The organism is Cereibacter azotoformans (assembly GCF_021391315.1).
GTDB classification, from domain to species: domain Bacteria; phylum Pseudomonadota; class Alphaproteobacteria; order Rhodobacterales; family Rhodobacteraceae; genus Cereibacter_A; species Cereibacter_A azotoformans.
In genome coordinates this window covers 2,959,478-2,977,404 of sequence record NZ_CP090021.1, presented here as the reverse complement: position 1 = coordinate 2,977,404, position 17,927 = coordinate 2,959,478, and the positions used below count along the sequence as shown (strand labels likewise).

The window sequence follows — 17,927 nt, the reverse complement described above, 5'->3', positions numbered from 1 at the left end:
CCAGCTATCGCTTTGCCGCCACAACCTCGGGGAGTCTGTAGCCCTCAACCCACGAGAGAATCACCCGGCGCGCGGCCTCTGCATCGCCGGTCGCCATTGCGCTTCGCAGCGCCCGAAGGGCCGTCGCCATCTCGAGTTCGGAGAGGCTGTCCTCCTGCGCCCGGAGGATCTTGGAATGCGGCGTCGTGAGCAGTCCCTCGCCGATGAGCAGTTCCTCATGCAGCTTCTCGCCGGGACGAAGGCCCGTCACCACGATCTCGATATCGCCAAACGGGTGGCGCTCATCCCGAACCGACTTGCCCGCGGCCTCGATCATCTGCACGGCCAGGTCGCGGATGCGCACCGGCTTGCCCATGTCGAGCACGAAGACGTCGCCCCCGCAGCTTTCAGCCTGATGGGCGAAGGATCCCGCCAGCAGCACCAGACGCGCCGCCTCGGAAATCGTCATGAAGAAGCGGGTGACATCCTCGTGGGTCAGCGTCACGGGGCCGCCGCGCGCGATCTGCTCCTTGAAGAGCGGGATGACGGAGCCCGAGGATCCGAGCACGTTCCCGAAACGCACCATCGAGAAGATCGTGCCCTTCGACCTCTTGGCCAGATCCTGGATCACCAGTTCGGCCAGACGCTTGGAGGCGCCCATGACATTGGTGGGACGCACCGCCTTGTCGGTCGAGATCAGGATGAAGCGCGCCACCCTGGCCTCATGTGCCGCATCGGCGAGCGTGCGGGTGCCAAGCACGTTGTTGGCCAGACCGGCAATCGGATTGTGCTCGACCAGCGGAACATGCTTGTAGGCGGCCGCATGGAAGACGACCTCGATCCCGTGATCCTGCATCACCATGCGCGCGAGGCGCGAATCCGTCACCGAGCCGAGGACGGGCACGATCTCCACTCCGGTGCCCTCGGCCATCTCTCGCAGTTCGCGGTCGATGTTGTAGAGCGCGATCTCGCTGATCTCGAACAGCACGATGCACCGGGGGCGGATCAGCAGAAGCTGACGGCACAGTTCGGACCCGACCGAGCCACCCGCGCCGGAGACAAGGACCGAGCGCCCGACATAGGCTTCGGCGCCCTGCGGCAGCGCATCCTCGATCTGCTGACGCCCCAGGAACCGCCCGAAGGTGAAGGGAGAGAGGTTGTCGACAAGCTTCTCCTCGCCCACGAGTTGCGCGAAGGACGGAACCGTCTGGACGTCGAGACCCACCGCCTGAAGCCGCTGGACGATCTTCGCAAGGCGGGCAGGCGACTCCGATGGCATCGCCAGGAGGACACGCGTGACGTCGCGCTCGCGCACCAGCCGCTCGAGCCGCTCGGCCGGATGGACCTTGAGCCCGCCGATGATCATGCCGTGAAGCGTCCGGTTGTCATCGACGAAGGCGATGGGACGGATGGCCCCCCTCGACCGGAGCGCGGCCGCAAGCTGCGTGCCCGTGTTGCCCGCGCCATAGATGATGACCCGGCACCCCTTCTGCTCGACCTGAAGCACCCAGAGCAGGGCGTGCAGCATCGCCATCCGGGTGCCCACGGCAAGGATGAAGAACAGCAGGCCATGGAGGATGGCTGCCGCCGCAGGAACATCCACACCCGAAAGCGTGGCCACCAGCGCCAGCGCCATGGTCAGGATCGAGGCGAAAGCGGCGGTCTTCAGGATCGCCACCGACTCATAGGCATTGAGCTTGATCCGCGGCATCCCGAGCAGCATGGAAATCCCGCCCGCGATCAGCACGGAGGCCGGGAAGAGCACCCACTCGAATGCGGAGGCCTGACCCCGGATGAAGATCCCGGTCAGAAGCAGCGCGAGCGGCGCCACCAGAAGATCCGACAGAAGCATCGCGGCGCGCTTCTGACCTCGGGTCAGTCGGTCCACCAGACCGAACAGGAGTTTCTTCACTTGGAGTGCCCTGCCCTCTTGTCGCCGCGGTTGTATCGGACTGTCCGTCGTCCCCGTGACCGACATTGTTCTATGCCCAAGAAAACTCCGAAAATCGAATGAAGAAAGCCTAGTCGAGGCCAGGAATCACTACAAGCGTGGCGGCACTATGCTCTGCGTTCCTTTGCAAAAGGTTGCCGATTGCGCAACACCATGACGCGCGCAACCGTCTGGTACATGAGCGCCAGATCCAGACAGAGGGTGCGCCTCTGCTGATAGATGAGGTCAAGCTTCGCCTTTCGGGGGATACATCTCTCCCTGTAGGTGCGGTCCGTTTCCTCGGCCGTTCGGCATTGTGCGAGAAGCCATTCCTCGTGCCTGTGGAAATGAAGACTGGCCAGCCCGGTAATTCCCGGCCGGCTGCGCAGGACGCGCGCATAGAGGTCGCGGTAATCTTCGACATAGCGTCGAAGCGGAGGTCTTGGCCCGACAAAGCTCATGTCGCCGCGCAGAACGTTCCAGAGCTGCGGGATCTCGTCGAGGCGCGTGCGTCGCAGGAACCGGCCGGTGCGCGTGATCCGGTTGGCCTTGTCACCGCCCGAAACGCCTTCGTTCCTCGCGGCCGCCCGCATCGTGCGCAGCTTCCAGAGCTGGAACGGCTCATTCGGCGCCCTCATGCGCTCGGCCACGTAAAACAGCGGCCGGCCCTCGACGACAAGCAGGATCAGCAGCAACAGCGCGAAGGGCAGCGCCAACACAAGCACCAGCGCCAGCGCCACGATCAGGTCCAGCAGACGCTTCGCGGGGGTCACGCCAGCGCCCTCCACTCCGCCACAAGGCGCGCGGGCGCGCCGGCATCGGCGGGCATCGGACACAGCGCCGCCAGCCGGCCAAGCGCGAGACTGACCCGCGGGATCACGCCATCGCGCGGCGGATCCCACCTCCAGGCCAGCCCCGCCGCCTCAAGGAGATCGGCCATGTCCACCGGCGGCGCGGCCCCGAGGTTGAGCACCTCAGGCAGCGGCGCACCGCCGATCGCCAGCCGCGCAAGCCGCGCCAGCACATCGGCAAGGCTCACCGGGCCGATGTAGGTCCGCACCGGCCCGCCCGCGCCCGGCACGGGGTCGAGCACGATGATCTCGCCGGGTGCGCGCCGAGGGCCCAGAAGCGCATCCGCCCCCGCCACATTGCCCAGCCGCAGGATCGTGAGCCCCGGCCGCCCCGGTCCTCGCCACTCCAGAGCCGCGCGCTCCATCGTGAGCTTCGCCTCGCCGTAGGGGGTGTCGGGGCGCGGCTCGTCCTCTTCTGACAGATCCTCGCTGCGGGCCGAGCCATAGACGGCACCCGAAGACAGCAGGAACACATGGCGCGCGCCCGCGGCCTCGGCCGCACGGCAGCCAGCCATGCCCAGCGCCCCATTGTCCTCAAGCCGCCCGGCACGGCTCGTCACGCCGGCCAAGGTCAGCACGATGTCGGCGCGGCCGCCGGGCCATGCCTCCGACAGCATGTCCCAGGCGAGATCGGACGAGGCGCCGCGGCCATGCCAGACCGGGCTGAGCCCCTCGGGCGGCTCCTGCCAGGCGCGGCGCAGCAGGCACCCGATCCGCCCGGTCGAACCCAGCACGAGGAGACGGGCGGTCACTCAGTCCTCCTCCTCGAACCGTGTCCGCATTTCGCGCAGCACGGGCAGCACCGCGCGTACCCGCTCGGCGCCCAACGCCTCCACCACCTCGGCGATCAGCGGCGCAATGGCGGCCACGGCCGCATCGCGGGCGCTGCGACCCGAGGGGCTGATCGAGACGAACTTCCGCCGCGCATCGTCCCAGTCGGGCCGGATATGGACATGTCCCGCCCATTCCAGCTTGGCCAGAGTGTTGGTCATGGCGCCGCGCGTCACATGGAAGGCGCGGGCAAGCTGCGCGGGCGTCCGCTCTTCGGCGGCGCGCGCCAGATGGTTCAGCACGCCGAAATGCGACAGCTCCATCCCCTTCGGCAGCACCTTCGACAGCCGGTTCCGGGCAAGCTGGTCGGCCATGAACAGCTCGCCGAACAGCGCCACCGCCAGTTCCTCGGTCCGCTCCGCCATCAGGGGCCGTCGAACGGGCGGTCATGGCCCAGCGAAGGCACGCGATGGCGCGCCCGCTCGACCTGCGAGAGATCGAGATCGACCAGTGTCACGCCCGGTTCGGTGCCCGCATCGGCAAGGATCTCGCCCCAGGGCGCGATGGCGAGACTGTGGCCATGGGTGCGCCGCCCCTTGCCCCCGGCCTCTGCGTGAAAGCCAGTCTGCGCTGGCGCCAGCACGAAGCAGCCGGTCTCGATCGCGCGCGCGCGCAGCAGCACCTCCCAGTGGGCGGCGCCGGTCAGGTGATTGAAGGCCGCAGGAACCGTCAGGATCTGCGCCCCCGCCTGCGCCAGCCGCCGATAGAGGTGCGGGAAGCGCAGGTCGTAGCAGACGGTCATGCCGATCGCGCCGAGATCGGTCCGCGCAAGCACGGCTTTCGTTCCGGGCCGATAGGCTGCGGACTCGCGATAGACCTCGGTCTCGGACACGTTCACGTCGAACATGTGGATCTTGTCGTAGCGGGCCGCCACGCGGCCATCGGGCGCGATCAGGAAGCTGCGGTTGGCAAAGCGGCCGTCCGCGTCGTGCGTCCGCAGCCCGATCGAGCCCACCAGCAGCCAGATGCCCGAGCCCGCCGCCGCCTCGCGGAGCGCGGCCAGGGTCGCATCCTCTTCCTCATGGCGGAGGATCCGGCGCTGATGCTCGCGGCTGGAGGACAGGGCGTTGGTGCATTCCGGCGTCAGCACGAGCTCCGCGCCCGCCTCGGCCGCCGCCCGGACATGGCCAAGCGTCACCGGCAGATTGGCCTCCGGGTCGTCACTCACCGAGAGCTGGACGAGGGCTGCGCGCATCGCCTGTCAGTCCGCCAGCATCGGGTCGAGCTTGCCGGCCCCGTCGAGCGCGAAGAGATCGTCGCAGCCGCCGACATGCTGCCCGCCGATGAAGATCTGCGGGACGGTCCGCCGTCCGTGGGCGCGCTGGGTCATGGCGGCGCGAAGCGACGGATCGCGGCTCACGTCGGTCTCGGCGTAGCTGACGCCCTTGCGCTGCAGCAGCGCCTTGGCCGCCTGACAGTAGCCGCAGGTGGGCGTGGTGTAGATCTCGACGGACTTCATGGCATTCCCTTCCAGTCGTTCGTGACTATAGGGATTTAGGCGTCCTTCGCAACGCGCGCCAGCACGGCCACCGTGACATGGGTGGCGCCCGCCCCCTGGCAAGCCTCGGTCGCCGCGGCGAGAGTGGCGCCCGAGGTCATCACGTCATCGACGATCAGCACACGCCGCCCGCGCAGCAACGTGCCGCGCTTCGGATGGGGCAGGATGGCGCCGGTCATGTTGTCGAACCGGCCCTCCCGGCTGCGACCTTCCTGGCTGTGGGTGTTGCGCCCCCGCACCAGCGCGTCGGGACAATGGTCCAGCCCCGCCTGCCGGGCCAGTTCCGCCGAGAGCAGGGCCGACTGGTTGTAGCGGCGCCCCAGCAACCGGGTCCAGTGCAGGGGCACCGGCACCACCAGCACGCCGGGCGAAAGGAGGGGCCGCGCGACCCCGAGGATCCATCCCGCGGCAGGCCGCGCCAGATCCAGCCGGTCCCCATGCTTCAGCGCCAGCACAAGCTTGCGGGCGTTGTCACGATAGAGCATCGCCGCGCGCCCGTGGTCCCAGGGTCGGGCCGACGTCAGGCATTCGTCGCAATGAACCGGATGGCCGGGATCCTCGCCCGGCAGGGGGCAGCCGCAGAGCTCGCAGACGAGACCCGCTACGAAAGGTGTCGCGCGCCAGCACGGACCGCAGAGGCCGAAGTCGGTCGTGACCAGCGTCTCGCAGAGCAGGCACTGCGGCGGGAACAGAAGGCGCAGCGCCGCTTGCAATCCCATGCCGCCCCTCTTACCTCGCGCCAGAGGCCCCATGACCCCCACCCTGACCGACCGCACCGCCCTCGACCGCAACCGGACCCGCGCCCGCCGCGCGCCCGAACTGTTCCTGCACGAGGAGGCCGCCCTCGAGATCGAGGAAAGACTGGCCGAGGTTAACAGGAGGTTTACGGCCCCCGCCGTTGTCTCGCCCTTTCCAGACCTCTGGCGCGATCGGCTGCCGGATGCCCGGATCGTACCGGACGCCGATCGGCTTGCGCTCGAACCCGAGGCACACGATCTCGTGATACATGCGCTGGCGATGCACTGGGCGAACGATCCCGTCGGCCAGCTGGTCCAGTGCCGCCGTGCGCTCCGGCCGGACGGGCTGTTCCTGGGGCTCCTGTTCGGCGGGCGGACGCTCTCGGAGTTGCGGATCGCGCTCGCCGAGGCCGAGGCCGCGGTGAGTGACGGCCTCTCGCCGCGGGTGCTGCCGATGGCCGAGATCCGGGACCTGGGGGGCCTTCTGCAGCGGGCCGGCTTTGCGCTTCCGGTGGCGGATTCGCTCCTCCGCGAGGTGTGTTACCGCGACACGCTTCATCTGATGCGGGATCTGCGGGCGATGGGCGAGACCAACGCCCTCGACGCCCGGCTCCGCCGCCCGAGCCGGCGCGCGCTCTTTGCCGAGGCCGAGGCCCGCTACCCGCGCAGGGCCGACGACCGGATCGTGGCGAGCTTCGAGATCATCTGCCTGACCGGCTGGGCCCCGCATGACAGCCAGCAGAAACCGCTGCGCCCCGGCTCGGCCGCGCACAGCCTTGCGGATGCGCTCGAGGCGGCGCGGAAGGATGCCATCCGGACGGGCGATGGTTGACCCCGGACCCAATGCCTATATGTGTCTCACGGATTGAATGTATGGAAGCGGAATGACGCCGATGCTGCAAGCCACGCCGGAGCAGGCGCGAACCCTGGGGGCCGAAGAGCCGATTCATCCCGGCGAAGACCGGCTGACCCACGCGCCCGCCGATCACCCGGACCTGCCGCAGCCCAAGATCGGCATCCTGCTTGCCAACCTCGGCACGCCCGACAACTATGACTACTGGTCCATGCGGCGCTACCTGAACGAGTTCCTCTCGGACAAGCGCGTGATCGACTATCCGGCCTGGAAATGGCAGCCGCTTCTCCAGATCCTGATCCTGTCCAAGCGCCCCTTCTCGTCGGGCGCCAACTACAAGCTGATCTGGAACCACGACAAGGGCGAAAGCCCCCTCATGACCATCACCCGCGACCAGACCGCCAGGATCGCCGCCGAGATGCGGGCGCTTCACGGCAACCGGGTCATTGTCGATTTCTGCATGCGCTACGGCAACCCCTCGACCGAAAGCCGCGTGCGCGCGATGGTCGATGCGGGATGCGAGAAGATCCTCTTCTTCCCGCTCTATCCGCATTACGCCGGCGCGACCTCGGCAACGGCCAACGACCAGTTCTTCCGCGCCATGATGAAGGAAAAGCGCCAGCCCGCGGTTCGGACGGCGCCGGAATATTACGCCCATCCGCTCTACATCGACGCGCTGGCCCGGTCGGTCGAGCGGGCCTACGCCGAGCTTGACCACCGCCCGGACGTGCTCGTGGCCTCCTACCACGGGATGCCGAAACGCTACCTGCTGGCCGGCGACCCCTATCATTGCCAGTGCGCCAAGACCTCGCGCCTGCTGCGCGAGCGGCTGGGATGGGACAAGGACGCGATCGACACGACCTTCCAGTCGGTGTTCGGCCCCGAGGAATGGCTCAAGCCCTACACGGTCGAGCATGTGGCCGAGCTGGCGCGCGCCGGCAAGAAGCGGATCGCGGTGATCGCGCCGGCCTTCTCGGCCGACTGCATCGAGACGCTGGAAGAGATCAACGGCGAGATCCGCGAGGCCTTTGAAGAGGCGGGTGGCGAGGAGTTCACCTATATCCCCTGCCTCAACGACGATGAGGCGCATATCAAGGCGCTGGTCGCCGTGATCGAGGAAAATCTCGCGGGCTGGGTGGGCCGGGACTGAAACCGGCCCCGACACGGCTTGCGGAAACGAAAAAGGCGGCAGGTTTCCCCGCCGCCCCGTATCCCGTGTCGCGCCGATCAGTTGGCGGCGACGGCAGCCACGACCACCAGAAGCATCAGCGGAACGAGGATGCCGCCCGACGACGCGGTTTCGGCTTCCACGACGGCCGGCTCCATGACGGGTTCGGCCATGCCGCCGGCAAAGGCCGACGTGGCGGCGATGGACAGGGCAGCGGCGAGCGCAAGTTTCTTCATTTGTGACCTCCAGATTTGGCACCCGGTCATATTGAGCTGAGGCGGCCGGGTGCCCCCAAGACTGTTCCTCGTGATGCTGACTAAGCAGCATGCCGGAGGGAAAGCAACGAGGGTCGCTGAAGTTCCCTTGACTGTTGCAGCCTTACGTCAAATCAGCAGCACCTGTGTCCCCACCTTGGCGAGGGGGAAGAGCTGCTGGATGTGCTCGTTGTAGAGGCCGATGCAACCGTTGGACGATTTGCGCCCGATCTTGCGCGTGTCATGCGTGCCGTGGATGCGGTAGTAGGTCCAGGACAGGTAGAGCGCGTGGGATCCGAGCGGGTTGTCCGGCGCCCCGCCCGGCACCATGTCCGGCCACTCGGGGTTGCGCTCCTTCATGGCGGGCGTCGGACGCCACGGCGGCGCCACCACCTTCTGCACCACCTCGGTCCGGCCACGGCGCGTCAGATCCTCGGACAGCGGCACGGAGGTGGGGAAGAGCAGGTAGGTCTGCCCGTCCTCGGACCAGTAGTGCAGCGCCCGCGAGGTGATGTCGACCAGAACGGCGCCGTTGCGCAGGCTCGAGAAGTAGGGTTGCCAGTCGAGCATCCGGAAGCTCGAGATGTTGTTGCGCACCGGGCTCTGGGCTGCCGGAATGACACTTTCGGCAGCCTCCTGCGCGCGCGCCGGCAGCGCCATCGCGCCGAGACCCGCGGCCGCGCCCCACAGCAGCGTGCGACGGTCGAGCCTGTTCGATTGATCCGCACCCATTCCGCTCGTCTCCTTGATCGTGGTGCCCGAGATTTCGGACCGAAGCATCCTATCCTTCCGGGCCAGTGGCGACAATTCACGCCCGCGTCAACGCCGAACTGCCCGCCCGAGATGCGTTTGAACAGGCTGCGGCCTTTCTGTTATGAGGGCCGGAATGATCCTTGTGGGTGGATGACACATGAAGACTATCTCCGCGCTCGCGCTTTGCGGCGCCCTGGTCCTGTCGGCCTGCGCCTCGACCACCGAGGTCGCGCTCGGACCCGACGGCAAGCCGCTTCCGCAGGTCTACAAGATCGGCCCGGGCCAGCAGAGCGAGGTCACCTACCGCCTGCTCGATTCGGTCAACACGCTGCGCCAGGCCAAGGGCGCGGCGCCGCTGCAGCTCAACTCCGAGCTGACGGCCGCGGCCGCCACCCATGCGCGGGACATGTCGGTGCAGAACCGTCCCTGGCACTTCGGCTCGGACGGTTCCTCGCCGCTCCTGCGCGTGCAGCGGTCGGGCTACGGGGGCAAGCTCAAGGGCGAGCTGATCTCCGAGACCTACCAGACCGAGCTTGAGACCCTGGCCGCCTGGATGGAGCAGAAGGACACGCGCGACATCGTGCTGGACCCCACCGCCACCGATCTCGGCTTTGCCTGGTATCAGGAGCCGCAGGGCAAGATCTGGTGGACGGTCGTGACCGGCGCCGCGGGCCCTATGGCCGTCGCCGGTCTCTGACGCGCAGGTTTTCGGCGCCCCGATCAGGCCGGGGCGCCCTTGCCCGGTCAGGGCAGGATGTAGATCGGGGTGCCCACCCGCACCATCGCGTAGATCTCCTCGACCTCCTGATCGGTCACGGCAATACAGCCGGCCGTCCAGTCACGCTTGTTCGGACCGTTGTACTTGCCCCGGCCGTGGATGAAGATGTCGCCCCCGGGCTTCTTGCCCTCGAGGAAGGCCATCTTCTGGTCCGCGGTATTGGGATAGGAGATCCCGAGCGACAGGTGGTAGGACGAGCGCGGGTTCTGCCGGTCGATGAAATACACGCCTTCGGGCGTGCGGCCATCGCCTTCATATTGCTTGTGGCCGGTCGGCTTGAAGCCGAGCCCGATGTCATACTGGCGCAGGACCTTGGCCCCGCTCAGCAGGTACATCTTTCGCTCCGCCTTGTGCACCTGCACGCTGGTGACCGGCGGGCCTTCGTATTTGCGAATCTTCGAGTCACCGCATGCGGTCAACCCGAGCGCAAGGATGATCAGGGTAATCTTCAGAAATTTCATGTTCACTGCCCGACATGTTTTTTTGTTTCTGGAATAACCGGATTCGGTCTTCCTCGCCAGACAATCTTTGGACAGCTTGGGTTAAATCCGTCTGAAGCGTGGCCCTGACCTGCTCAGGCTGGCAGGCTGAGCCGGGCGGCAAGCTCCACATGCGCCGACCACCGGAACTGATCCACCACCTGCACCCAGTCGAGCCGGTAGCCCGCCCGCACGAGAAGCGCCGCATCCCGGGCGAAGGTCACCGGGTTGCACGAGACAAAGGCGATCACCGGCACCCGCGCGCGCGCCAGCGCCGCGCACTGCGCCTCGGCCCCGGCGCGGGGCGGGTCGATCACCACCGCCTCGGCCCGGCGAAGCTCGTCCGGCTCGAGCGGGCGGCGGAACAGGTCGCGCGTCTCGACCGTCACCCGCTTCAGGCCCTGCGCCTGCCTCCAGCCGCGATCGAGCGCCGCGGTCATGGACGCATCCCCCTCGACCGCATGGACTTCGGCCGCGGCGGCCAGCGGCAGCGCAAAGGTGCCCACGCCGGCAAAGAGGTCGGTCACCGTTCGCGCTTCGCCAATGGCATCGCGCACGGCGGCGAGAAGCGCGGCCTCGCCCTCGGCCGTCGCCTGCAGGAAGGCGCCCGCCGGCGGCACCACGCGGGCCGCGCCGAACGCCTGCGCGGGCGGCACGCGCAGCGCGATCGTCTCACCCTCCCACGTCAGCCGTGCAAGCGACCGCTCTTCGGCAATCCGGGCAAGCTCGGCGCGAAGCGGCGCGTCGAGCGCCTTGCCGCCCGTCACCGCCACGTCGGGCCCCCCCAGACTGCGCGTCACGGTCAGCGACAGCTCGCCCGAGCGGGAGCCGGCGGCCCGGACCAGCGTCTCGAGTGCGGGGATCGTCTGCATCAGGTCGGGATGAAGCAGCTTGCACTCGGGGATCGGGATGATCGTGCCTGACTGGCGCGCGTGGAACCCCACCAGCGCCCCGCCCTTCGTCCGCCGCCCCGAGAGGACCGCGCGCCGGCGCGTCGCGGGCGGCGAGACCGCCATCGGCCGGAACGGCGCCTCAAGCCCCTGCCCCGCCAGCGCCGAGCGCACGACCTCCTGCTTCCACCGCTCCACGAACCCGTCCGAGGCATGTTGCAGCAGGCAGCCGCCGCAGCTGCGGGCATGGGGACAGGGCGGGCGCACACGGTCCGGCGAGGGCGTCAGGATGCGCGGCGCGGCGATCCGGCCCTCGTGAACCTCGCCCTCGACCGTCTCTCCCGGCAGGGCGCCGGACACGAAGACACCCTGGCCGATCGCATCGCCCAGATGACCCAGCCTCTCGATGGTGACGATCACTCCGCGGCCTCTTCCTCGCACGCCATGAAGCCGCCGCTTTGCCGGTTCCAGTAGCGCGCGTAAAGCCCGTTCTGGGCCAGCAGCTCGTCATGGGTGCCCTGCTCGACCAGAAGGCCCCGGTCCAGGACGACGATCCGGTCCATCGCCGCAATGGTCGAGAGACGGTGCGCGATGGCCAGCACCGTCTTGCCCTCCATCACCCGCGCCAGCGCCTCCTGGATCGAGGCCTCGACCTCGCTGTCGAGCGCCGAGGTGGCTTCATCCAGAACGAGGATCGGCGCGTCCTTCAGGAAGGCGCGCGCCAGCGCGATCCGCTGGCGCTGCCCGCCCGAGAGCTTCACGCCGCGCTCGCCGAGGAAGGCGTCATAGCCGTGGCGGCCGGAATGATCGGCCATCGCGGTGATGAATTCGTCGGCCTCGGCGGCGCGGGCGGCGGCGATCATCTCCGCGTCGCTGGCATCCGGGCGGCCATACATGATGTTGTCGCGCGCCGAGCGGTTGAACATCGCCGTCTCCTGCGTGACCATCGCGATCTGGCGCCGCAGGCTCTCCTGCGTGACCGAGCGCAGATCGTGGCCGTCGATCAGCACCCGCCCCTCCTCGGGGTCGTAGAGCCTGAGGAGCAGCGAGACGAGCGTGGATTTCCCCGCCCCCGAGGCGCCCACGATGCCCAGCTTTTCCCCCGGCCGAACGGTGAGGTCGAGGCCATGAAGCCCGCCCGAGCCGCGTCCATAGGCGAAGCTCACCCGGTCGAACCGGATCTCGCCGCGCACCCTCGCCAGCGGCGCCGCGCCCGCACGGTCGGGCAGGGCATGCGGCACCGAGAGGGTGCGCATCCCGTCCTCGACCTCGCCGATCGAGGTGTAGATCGACATCAGCGTGAAGCTCACCCAGCCCGACATCTGCGAAATGCGCATGGCGATGGCCCCCGCCGCCGCGATGGCGCCCGCGGTGGCCTCGCCCCGCTGCCACAGAAGCAGCGTGCCGCCGATCAGAAGCACGGGCAACAGCCCCGACAGCGCCATCAGCGCCGAGCGGAACCAGGTCGAGATCACGCCGAACTCGAGCGAGCGGTCGCGGAAGCTCTCCATCGCGCGGAGCGCCACCTGATCCTCGAAGTCGGCATGGGCGAAGAGCTTGACCGTCTTGATGTTGGTGATCGTATCGACCACCTGCCCCGATACCATCGCCCGCGCCGACGCTCGGGCCGCGGAATTGACCCGCACCTTGGGCAGATAGTAGCGGATGAGGCCCAGGTAGGCCACGAGCCACAGGCCCAGCGCGAGGGCCACCCGCCAGTCCACCGACAGCAGATAGAGCGTCGAGGCCACGACAGAGGCCAGCGCGAAGGCGACCGTATTGATGATCTCGGTCACGGCGTCGGTGACGGCGCGCGCCGCCTGCATCTGCTTCTGCGCGATGCGGCCGGCGAAGTCGTTGTCGAAGAAGGTCACCGCCTGCCCCAGTGTCCAGCGGTGCAGCCGGCTCAGCACCAGGGGCAGGACGTTCGGCCCGATCACGATCGAGTTCGCGGCCGACGAGAGGCCGAACGAGACCGGCCGGACAAAGAGGTAGAAGCCCAGAAAGACCGCCAGAAGCCCCAGATGCTGCGAGAAGAACGCCTCCGGCCCCGAGTCCACGGCCGCATCGATCACCCAGCCGATGATCATGGCCGAGACGACCTCGAACGTGCCCGCCAGCGCCGACAGCGCCGCCGCAAGGCCGAGCATCGGCCAGGACCCCCGCAGGCACCAGCGCATGAAGGCGCCGAGGCTCTGCGGCGGGGGCCCGTCGGCCGGGCGGAAGGCGTCGATCAGGTTGCCGAGGCGCACGAGGTTCATTCCGCGGCATCCTCGGTGCCGATGAAGCCGCCCGACTGCCGGGCCCAGAACCGCGCATAGAGCCCGCCCTGCGCCAGCAGCTCGGCATGGCTTCCGGTCTCGGCCACCCGGCCCTCCTCGAGCACCACGATCCGGTCCATCGCGGCGATCGTCGAAAGCCGGTGGGCGATGGCGATCACGGTCTTGCCCTCCATCACCCGGTAGAGCGTCTCCTGGATCGCCGCCTCCACCTCGCTGTCGAGCGCCGAGGTGGCCTCGTCGAGGATCAGGATCGGCGCGTCCTTCAGCATCACGCGCGCCAGCCCGATCCGCTGGCGCTGCCCGCCCGAAAGCTTCACGCCGCGTTCACCCACATGGGCCTCGTAGCCGCGCCGCCCCTCGGGATCCTCGAGCGTCAGGATGAAGTCATGCGCCTCGGCCCGCTTGGCGGCGAGGATCATGTCCTCGTCGCTCGCCCCCGGCCGGCCATAGAGGATGTTGTCCCGCACCGACCGATGCAGGAGGCTCGAGTCCTGCTGCACCATGCCGATGGCGCGGCGCAGGCTCTCCTGCGTGACCTCGGTCACATCCTGCCCGTCGATGCGGATGTGCCCGCCCTCGGGGTCGTAGAAGCGCAGCATGAGTTTCACGAGCGTGGATTTCCCGGCACCCGAGCGGCCGACGATGCCCACCTTCTCGCCCGGCGCGATGGAGAGCGTCACCCGGTCCAGCCCGCCCGAGCCGCGCCCGTAGTGGTGCGAGACGCTGTCCAGCTCGATCCCGCCGGCCGTCAGGCGCAGCGGCCGCGCGCCGCGCCGGTCCACGAGGCCGATGGGCTGGGCGATGGTCTCCATCCCTTCGGCCACCACGCCCAGCGCCTGCACGAGCGAGCTGGTGGCCCACATGATCCAGTAGGTCATGTTGTTCAGCCGCAGCACCAGCGCCGTCGAGGCCGCCACGATCCCGACCGTCGCCTGCCCCTGATACCACAGAAGGATGGCCCAGCCGGTGACCGAGGTGATCAGCGCGCCGTTCAGCACCGTTAGGGTCACATCCATGCGCGTGATGATGCGCATTTCCTTCTGGAAGGTGGTGCGGGCATGCTCGATCGCCTCGCGGGCATAGTCGAGTTCGCGATCGTGGTGGGCGAAGAGCTTCACGGAGTGGATGTTGGTGTAGGCATCGACCACCCGCCCCGTCACCGCCGAGCGCGCGTCGGACGAGGCCTTGGCGGCCGGGCCCGCGTGGCGGACCGTCCAGCGCACCAGCATCCCGTAAAGGACGAACCAGACGATCAGCGGCAGCGCAAGCCGCAGGTCGGCATCGGCCAGCACGAAGACCGCGCCGATCACGGTGGTGATCGCGAAGGCGCCCGCGTCAAAGGTCTGGAACACCGCATCGCCCGCCGCGGGCGGGGTCTGCATGATCCGGTTGGCGATCCGGCCGGCGAAGTCGCTCTCGAACCAGCCGACGGGCTGGCGCAGGACGTGGTTGTGGGCGCGCCAGCGGATCAGCGTGCCGAAGTTGGGCAGGATGGTGTTGTGCAGCAGCGCCACGTCCACTCCCGCCACCAGCGGCCGCAGAAGCAGGATCGCCAGCGCGACGGCGATGACCTCAAGCCCGTGGCTCTCCCAGACCTCCTGCGGCGCGCCCTCGGCCAGAAGGTCCACAAGGCGCCCCACATACCAGATCAGCAGCACCTCGACCGAGGCGTTCAGCACCGACATCAGGCCCGTGATGGCAAAGACCTTGCGGAAGGGCTGCACATAGTCCTTCAGGAAGGGCCAGAGCCGGCGGGGCGGGGTATCGGTCCGGTCCCAGGGCGCATAGGGATCGACCAGGTTCTCGAAGAAGCGGAACATGGGGAGGGCCTCGTGAATGCCGCCAAGATATAGCCTGCCCTCCCGCAAAGGAAATGCGGAGAGTTCAGCCCAGCAGCGCCGCCCGGTCCAGCCGGAAATCCGAGGCGATCCAACGCTCCTCAAGCTCGCGAAGCCGGGCGCCGAGGGCGGGGCCGGCCAGCGCGGGCATGAGGTCGGCGGCCTTCACGGGGAAGCGGGCGCCGGCCCCCCGCGCCACGTCGGCGCGCCAGCCCTCGGGCGGTGGGGCCTCGGAGAGGGCCGCATGCAGCAGCACGGCCCCGGCGCCGAGGTCCAGGCCCAGACGGTAACCCTGCTCGGCCGGCGGCGCGCCCTCCAGCGCCGCAGCCCGCAGCCGGCCCAGCGCCGCCCCATCGGCGCGCGACAGGCGCAGGCGGTCGGCCACCTCCTCTCCGCCGAGGCTGGCGAGGCGCACGAGCCAGCCCGCGGGCCGGTCCTCCTCCAGATGGACCAGCACCGGCAGGGCGCGCGCCGAGGCGCCCGGCAGAACCCGGACGAGCACGCCCGCCGCCTCCATTGCCGCCACTGCGGGGGCGGGATCGTCGGCCGCGAGCAGCTTGCGCATCTCGGCCCCTACCCGCTCACGCGAGAGCTGGCAGAGCCCCTCGGCGCGCGCCGCGCAGGCCGCCAGCCCCTCGGCGTCGAGCCCTTCCGAGGGATCGCCATAGATGGCGTGAAAGCGGAAGAAGCGCAGGATGCGCAGGTAGTCCTCTTCGATCCGCTGAATCGGATCGCCCACGAAGCGCACGCGGCGGGCGATCAGGTCGGGCAGACCGCCGAGCGGGTCGATCACCTCTCCCGTTGCCTCGGCATAGAGGGCGTTCATGGTGAAATCGCGCCGGGCCGCGTCCTCGGCCACATCCGTCGAGAAGGCCACGACCGCGTGCCTGCCGAATGTCTCGATATCCCGCCGGAACGTCGTCACCTCATGCGGGATCCCTGAGGCAATGACGGTCACGGTGCCATGCTCGATCCCGGTCGGCACCACCTTGAAGCCCGCCGCCGCCGCGACCGCCGAGACGGTGTCGGGCACCGCATCCGTCGCAAGGTCGATGTCGGCCACCGGCCGCCCGAGCAGCGCGTTGCGCACGCATCCCCCGACGAACAGCGCGCGATGCCCGGCGGCGGCCAGCGCCGCGCACAGCGTCTGCGTGGCCGGCTCGGCAATCCAGTCGCCTTCAATCCTCACGCCCGCATCCTTTCGGCCAGCCCGTAGAGGATCCGCGCGGTGGCGCCCCAGATGTAGTAGGGTCCATAGGGCACCACATAATAGCGACGCCAGACGCCGCGCCAGAGCCGCTGCTCGACCCGGTAGTGCGCGAGATCGAGAAGGTGCGCGAACGGGACGGTGAAGGCCTCCTCCACCTCGGCCTCCTGCGGGATCGGCAGGAAGGGACCGCGCACCTCGGCCAGAACCGGAACGACCGTGTAGCCTGTCACCGTCTCATGCAGCGGAAGCCGGCCGATCAGATCGACCTGCGCCGGGGGCAGGCCGATCTCCTCCTGCGCCTCGCGCAGGGCCGCCGCCTCGGGGCTGGCGTCGCCCGGATCGATCTTGCCGCCCGGAAAGGCGATCTGGCCGGGGTGGTGCGCAAGATGCGAGGCGCGCTTGGTCAGGATGACCCGCGCCCCGCCCTCGCCCTGCCAGACCGGCACCAGAACGGCCGCCGCCCGCAGGCGGCGGTCGGGCGGCAGCACCGTGCCCGGGTTCAGGTCATGGTCGGACGAGGCGGCGCCGCCGCTCTGCAGCGCGCGGCGCAGCGCGTCAGGCATCGCCGCTCCCTGCGCCGGTCCCCAGCGTCGCGGGGTCGAACTCGTAATGCGCGCCGCAGAACTGGCAGTCGGCGGTAAGGATGCCCTCATCCGTCGTCATCTCGGCGATCTCCTCGGGCGCGTAGATCGACAGCGACTCGCGCACCCGATCCGCCGAACAGGAGCAGCCAAAGCGCAGGGTCTGCGCCTCGAACACGCGCGGTTCCTCTTCGTGGAACAGCCGCACGAGCAGGTCCGGCGGCTGAACCGACGGACCCACCAGTTCGAGATCCTCGACCGTGTCGAGCAGCAGGTTCGCGCGCGTCCAGTTCTCGCCCTCGTCGCCCTCGAGCAGGTCGTGGTGCTGCAGAAGCCCGCCCTCGCCCGATCCGCCCTCGCCCGCCACGCCGGGCGAGGCCTTGGGCATGTGCTGAAGCATCACGCCGCCGCCCCGCCAGTGAGTCGCGCCGTTGGCCGTGGACTGGCCGAAGGACAGGGCGAAGCGGGTGGGAAGCTGCTCGGACTGGGCGAAATAGGTCTCGGCGCAGGCGGTCAACGACCCGCCCGCGATCGGAGTGATGCCCTGATAGGGCACCATCCCCTGCCCCTGATCGATCAGGATGGCAAAATAGCCCTCACCCAGCTGGTCGAAGGCGGCGGCGCCGGGGGCCAGATCCTCGGCGACATAGCTCGCATAGGCACGGATCCGCGCGGGCTCGCCATCTTCCGGAGGGCTGTAATAGTCGGTGGCAATCATCCGCACCGCCCCGTTGCCGCGGATCTGCAGCGACAGTTTCCAGCGCAGCTTGATGGCCTGCCCGATCAGCGCGGTCAGCAGCGACGCCTCGGCCACCAGCGCCTCGATCTGCGGCGGATAATCATGCTTCGACAGCACTTCCTCGAGCACGCCATCCAGCCGCACCACACGGCCGCGGATGTCCGAGCGGTCAAGCTGGAAGGGCAGGACGGTGTCGTCCCAGGCGATCTGTGAACCGATGGTCATGGGGTTTCCTTGAGGCACGAGCCTTGGCATACCGACACAATATAGGCAGGA

Annotated in this window: 19 protein-coding genes; 3 read left to right on the top strand and 16 right to left on the bottom strand. The window is 68.7% G+C overall.

The features are described from left to right. Nucleotides 1-4: 4 nt before the first annotated feature. The 7 genes from LV780_RS14905 to LV780_RS14875 all read right to left on the bottom strand — a co-directional run bounded on the left by LV780_RS14905 (nt 5) and on the right by LV780_RS14875 (nt 5,808). The gene (locus tag LV780_RS14905) at nt 5-1,891 is read right to left on the bottom strand and encodes a polysaccharide biosynthesis protein (protein ID WP_011909575.1); all 1,887 of its coding nucleotides are present in this window, start codon (nt 1,889-1,891) and stop codon (nt 5-7) included. Nucleotides 1,892-2,037: 146 nt separating this feature from the next. Further along, nucleotides 2,038-2,682, bottom strand: coding sequence for a sugar transferase (locus tag LV780_RS14900; RefSeq protein ID WP_101340030.1), 645 nt, complete (start codon nt 2,680-2,682; stop codon nt 2,038-2,040). Then, nucleotides 2,679-3,512 carry an NAD-dependent epimerase/dehydratase family protein gene (locus LV780_RS14895; RefSeq protein ID WP_108220844.1) on the bottom strand — a complete coding sequence of 278 codons (834 nt, stop codon included), beginning with the start codon at nt 3,510-3,512 and terminating at the stop codon, nt 2,679-2,681. The genes LV780_RS14900 and LV780_RS14895 overlap by 4 nt, the downstream gene beginning before the upstream one ends. Further along, nucleotides 3,513-3,956: a MarR family winged helix-turn-helix transcriptional regulator gene (locus LV780_RS14890; protein ID WP_011909578.1), complete on the bottom strand. Its 444-nt coding sequence runs from the start codon at nt 3,954-3,956 to the stop codon at nt 3,513-3,515. Continuing rightward, a complete protein-coding gene (locus LV780_RS14885) occupies nt 3,956-4,786 on the bottom strand; it encodes a carbon-nitrogen hydrolase family protein (protein ID WP_108220845.1) in 831 nt (276 codons plus the stop codon). Before LV780_RS14885 ends, LV780_RS14890 begins: the two co-directional genes overlap by 1 nt. A gap of 6 nt (nt 4,787-4,792) precedes the next feature. Beyond that, nucleotides 4,793-5,050: a glutaredoxin 3 gene (grxC, locus tag LV780_RS14880; RefSeq protein WP_011909580.1), complete on the bottom strand. Its 258-nt coding sequence runs from the start codon at nt 5,048-5,050 to the stop codon at nt 4,793-4,795. A 35-nt stretch (nt 5,051-5,085) separates the two neighbouring features. Next, nucleotides 5,086-5,808, bottom strand: coding sequence for a ComF family protein (locus LV780_RS14875; RefSeq protein WP_108220846.1), 723 nt, complete (start codon nt 5,806-5,808; stop codon nt 5,086-5,088). Between the two features lie 31 nt (nt 5,809-5,839). Between LV780_RS14875 and LV780_RS14870 the strand changes: the two genes are divergently transcribed. Both LV780_RS14870 and hemH read left to right on the top strand, forming a co-directional pair. Continuing rightward, nucleotides 5,840-6,658, top strand: coding sequence for a methyltransferase domain-containing protein (locus LV780_RS14870; protein WP_108220847.1), 819 nt, complete (start codon nt 5,840-5,842; stop codon nt 6,656-6,658). A 37-nt stretch (nt 6,659-6,695) separates the two neighbouring features. Continuing rightward, nucleotides 6,696-7,829 (top strand): ferrochelatase, encoded by a 1,134-nt coding sequence (hemH, locus tag LV780_RS14865; RefSeq protein WP_180325114.1) that lies wholly within the window; start codon nt 6,696-6,698, stop codon nt 7,827-7,829. 77 nt (nt 7,830-7,906) lie between these two features. Here hemH and LV780_RS14860 read toward each other — a convergent pair whose 3' ends face one another. Together LV780_RS14860 and LV780_RS14855 are read right to left on the bottom strand one after the other, a co-directional pair. Next, nucleotides 7,907-8,083: a hypothetical protein gene (locus LV780_RS14860; protein WP_044248320.1), complete on the bottom strand. Its 177-nt coding sequence runs from the start codon at nt 8,081-8,083 to the stop codon at nt 7,907-7,909. 147 nt (nt 8,084-8,230) lie between these two features. Continuing rightward, a complete protein-coding gene (locus tag LV780_RS14855; RefSeq protein ID WP_044248887.1) occupies nt 8,231-8,833 on the bottom strand; it encodes a L,D-transpeptidase in 603 nt (200 codons plus the stop codon). A gap of 178 nt (nt 8,834-9,011) precedes the next feature. Here LV780_RS14855 and dalA point away from each other — a divergent pair, with 178 nt between their 5' ends. Then, a complete protein-coding gene (dalA, locus tag LV780_RS14850; protein WP_011909586.1) occupies nt 9,012-9,551 on the top strand; it encodes a divisome-associated lipoprotein DalA in 540 nt (179 codons plus the stop codon). Between the two features lie 47 nt (nt 9,552-9,598). Here dalA and LV780_RS14845 read toward each other — a convergent pair whose 3' ends face one another. From LV780_RS14845 to hslO, 7 genes are all read right to left on the bottom strand, one after another. Then, a complete protein-coding gene (locus LV780_RS14845) occupies nt 9,599-10,093 on the bottom strand; it encodes a L,D-transpeptidase family protein (protein ID WP_011909587.1) in 495 nt (164 codons plus the stop codon). A gap of 113 nt (nt 10,094-10,206) precedes the next feature. Beyond that, nucleotides 10,207-11,421 (bottom strand): class I SAM-dependent RNA methyltransferase, encoded by a 1,215-nt coding sequence (locus LV780_RS14840; RefSeq protein WP_108220848.1) that lies wholly within the window; start codon nt 11,419-11,421, stop codon nt 10,207-10,209. Then, nucleotides 11,418-13,262 carry an ABC transporter ATP-binding protein gene (locus tag LV780_RS14835; protein ID WP_108220849.1) on the bottom strand — a complete coding sequence of 615 codons (1,845 nt, stop codon included), beginning with the start codon at nt 13,260-13,262 and terminating at the stop codon, nt 11,418-11,420. The genes LV780_RS14840 and LV780_RS14835 overlap by 4 nt, the downstream gene beginning before the upstream one ends. Further along, on the bottom strand, nt 13,259-15,103 hold the full coding sequence (locus LV780_RS14830; RefSeq protein WP_011909590.1) for an ABC transporter ATP-binding protein: 1,845 nt from the start codon (nt 15,101-15,103) through the stop codon (nt 13,259-13,261). The genes LV780_RS14835 and LV780_RS14830 overlap by 4 nt, the downstream gene beginning before the upstream one ends. A 64-nt stretch (nt 15,104-15,167) precedes the next feature. Beyond that, nucleotides 15,168-16,310, bottom strand: coding sequence for a CCA tRNA nucleotidyltransferase (locus LV780_RS14825; RefSeq protein ID WP_108220850.1), 1,143 nt, complete (start codon nt 16,308-16,310; stop codon nt 15,168-15,170). After that, nucleotides 16,307-16,894 (bottom strand): CoA pyrophosphatase, encoded by a 588-nt coding sequence (locus LV780_RS14820; protein WP_101339704.1) that lies wholly within the window; start codon nt 16,892-16,894, stop codon nt 16,307-16,309. Before LV780_RS14820 ends, LV780_RS14825 begins: the two co-directional genes overlap by 4 nt. After that, complete coding sequence (gene hslO / locus LV780_RS14815) at nt 16,887-17,876, bottom strand: Hsp33 family molecular chaperone HslO (protein WP_011909593.1); 990 nt, start codon at nt 17,874-17,876, stop codon at nt 16,887-16,889. Before hslO ends, LV780_RS14820 begins: the two co-directional genes overlap by 8 nt. Nucleotides 17,877-17,927: the final 51 nt, after the last annotated feature.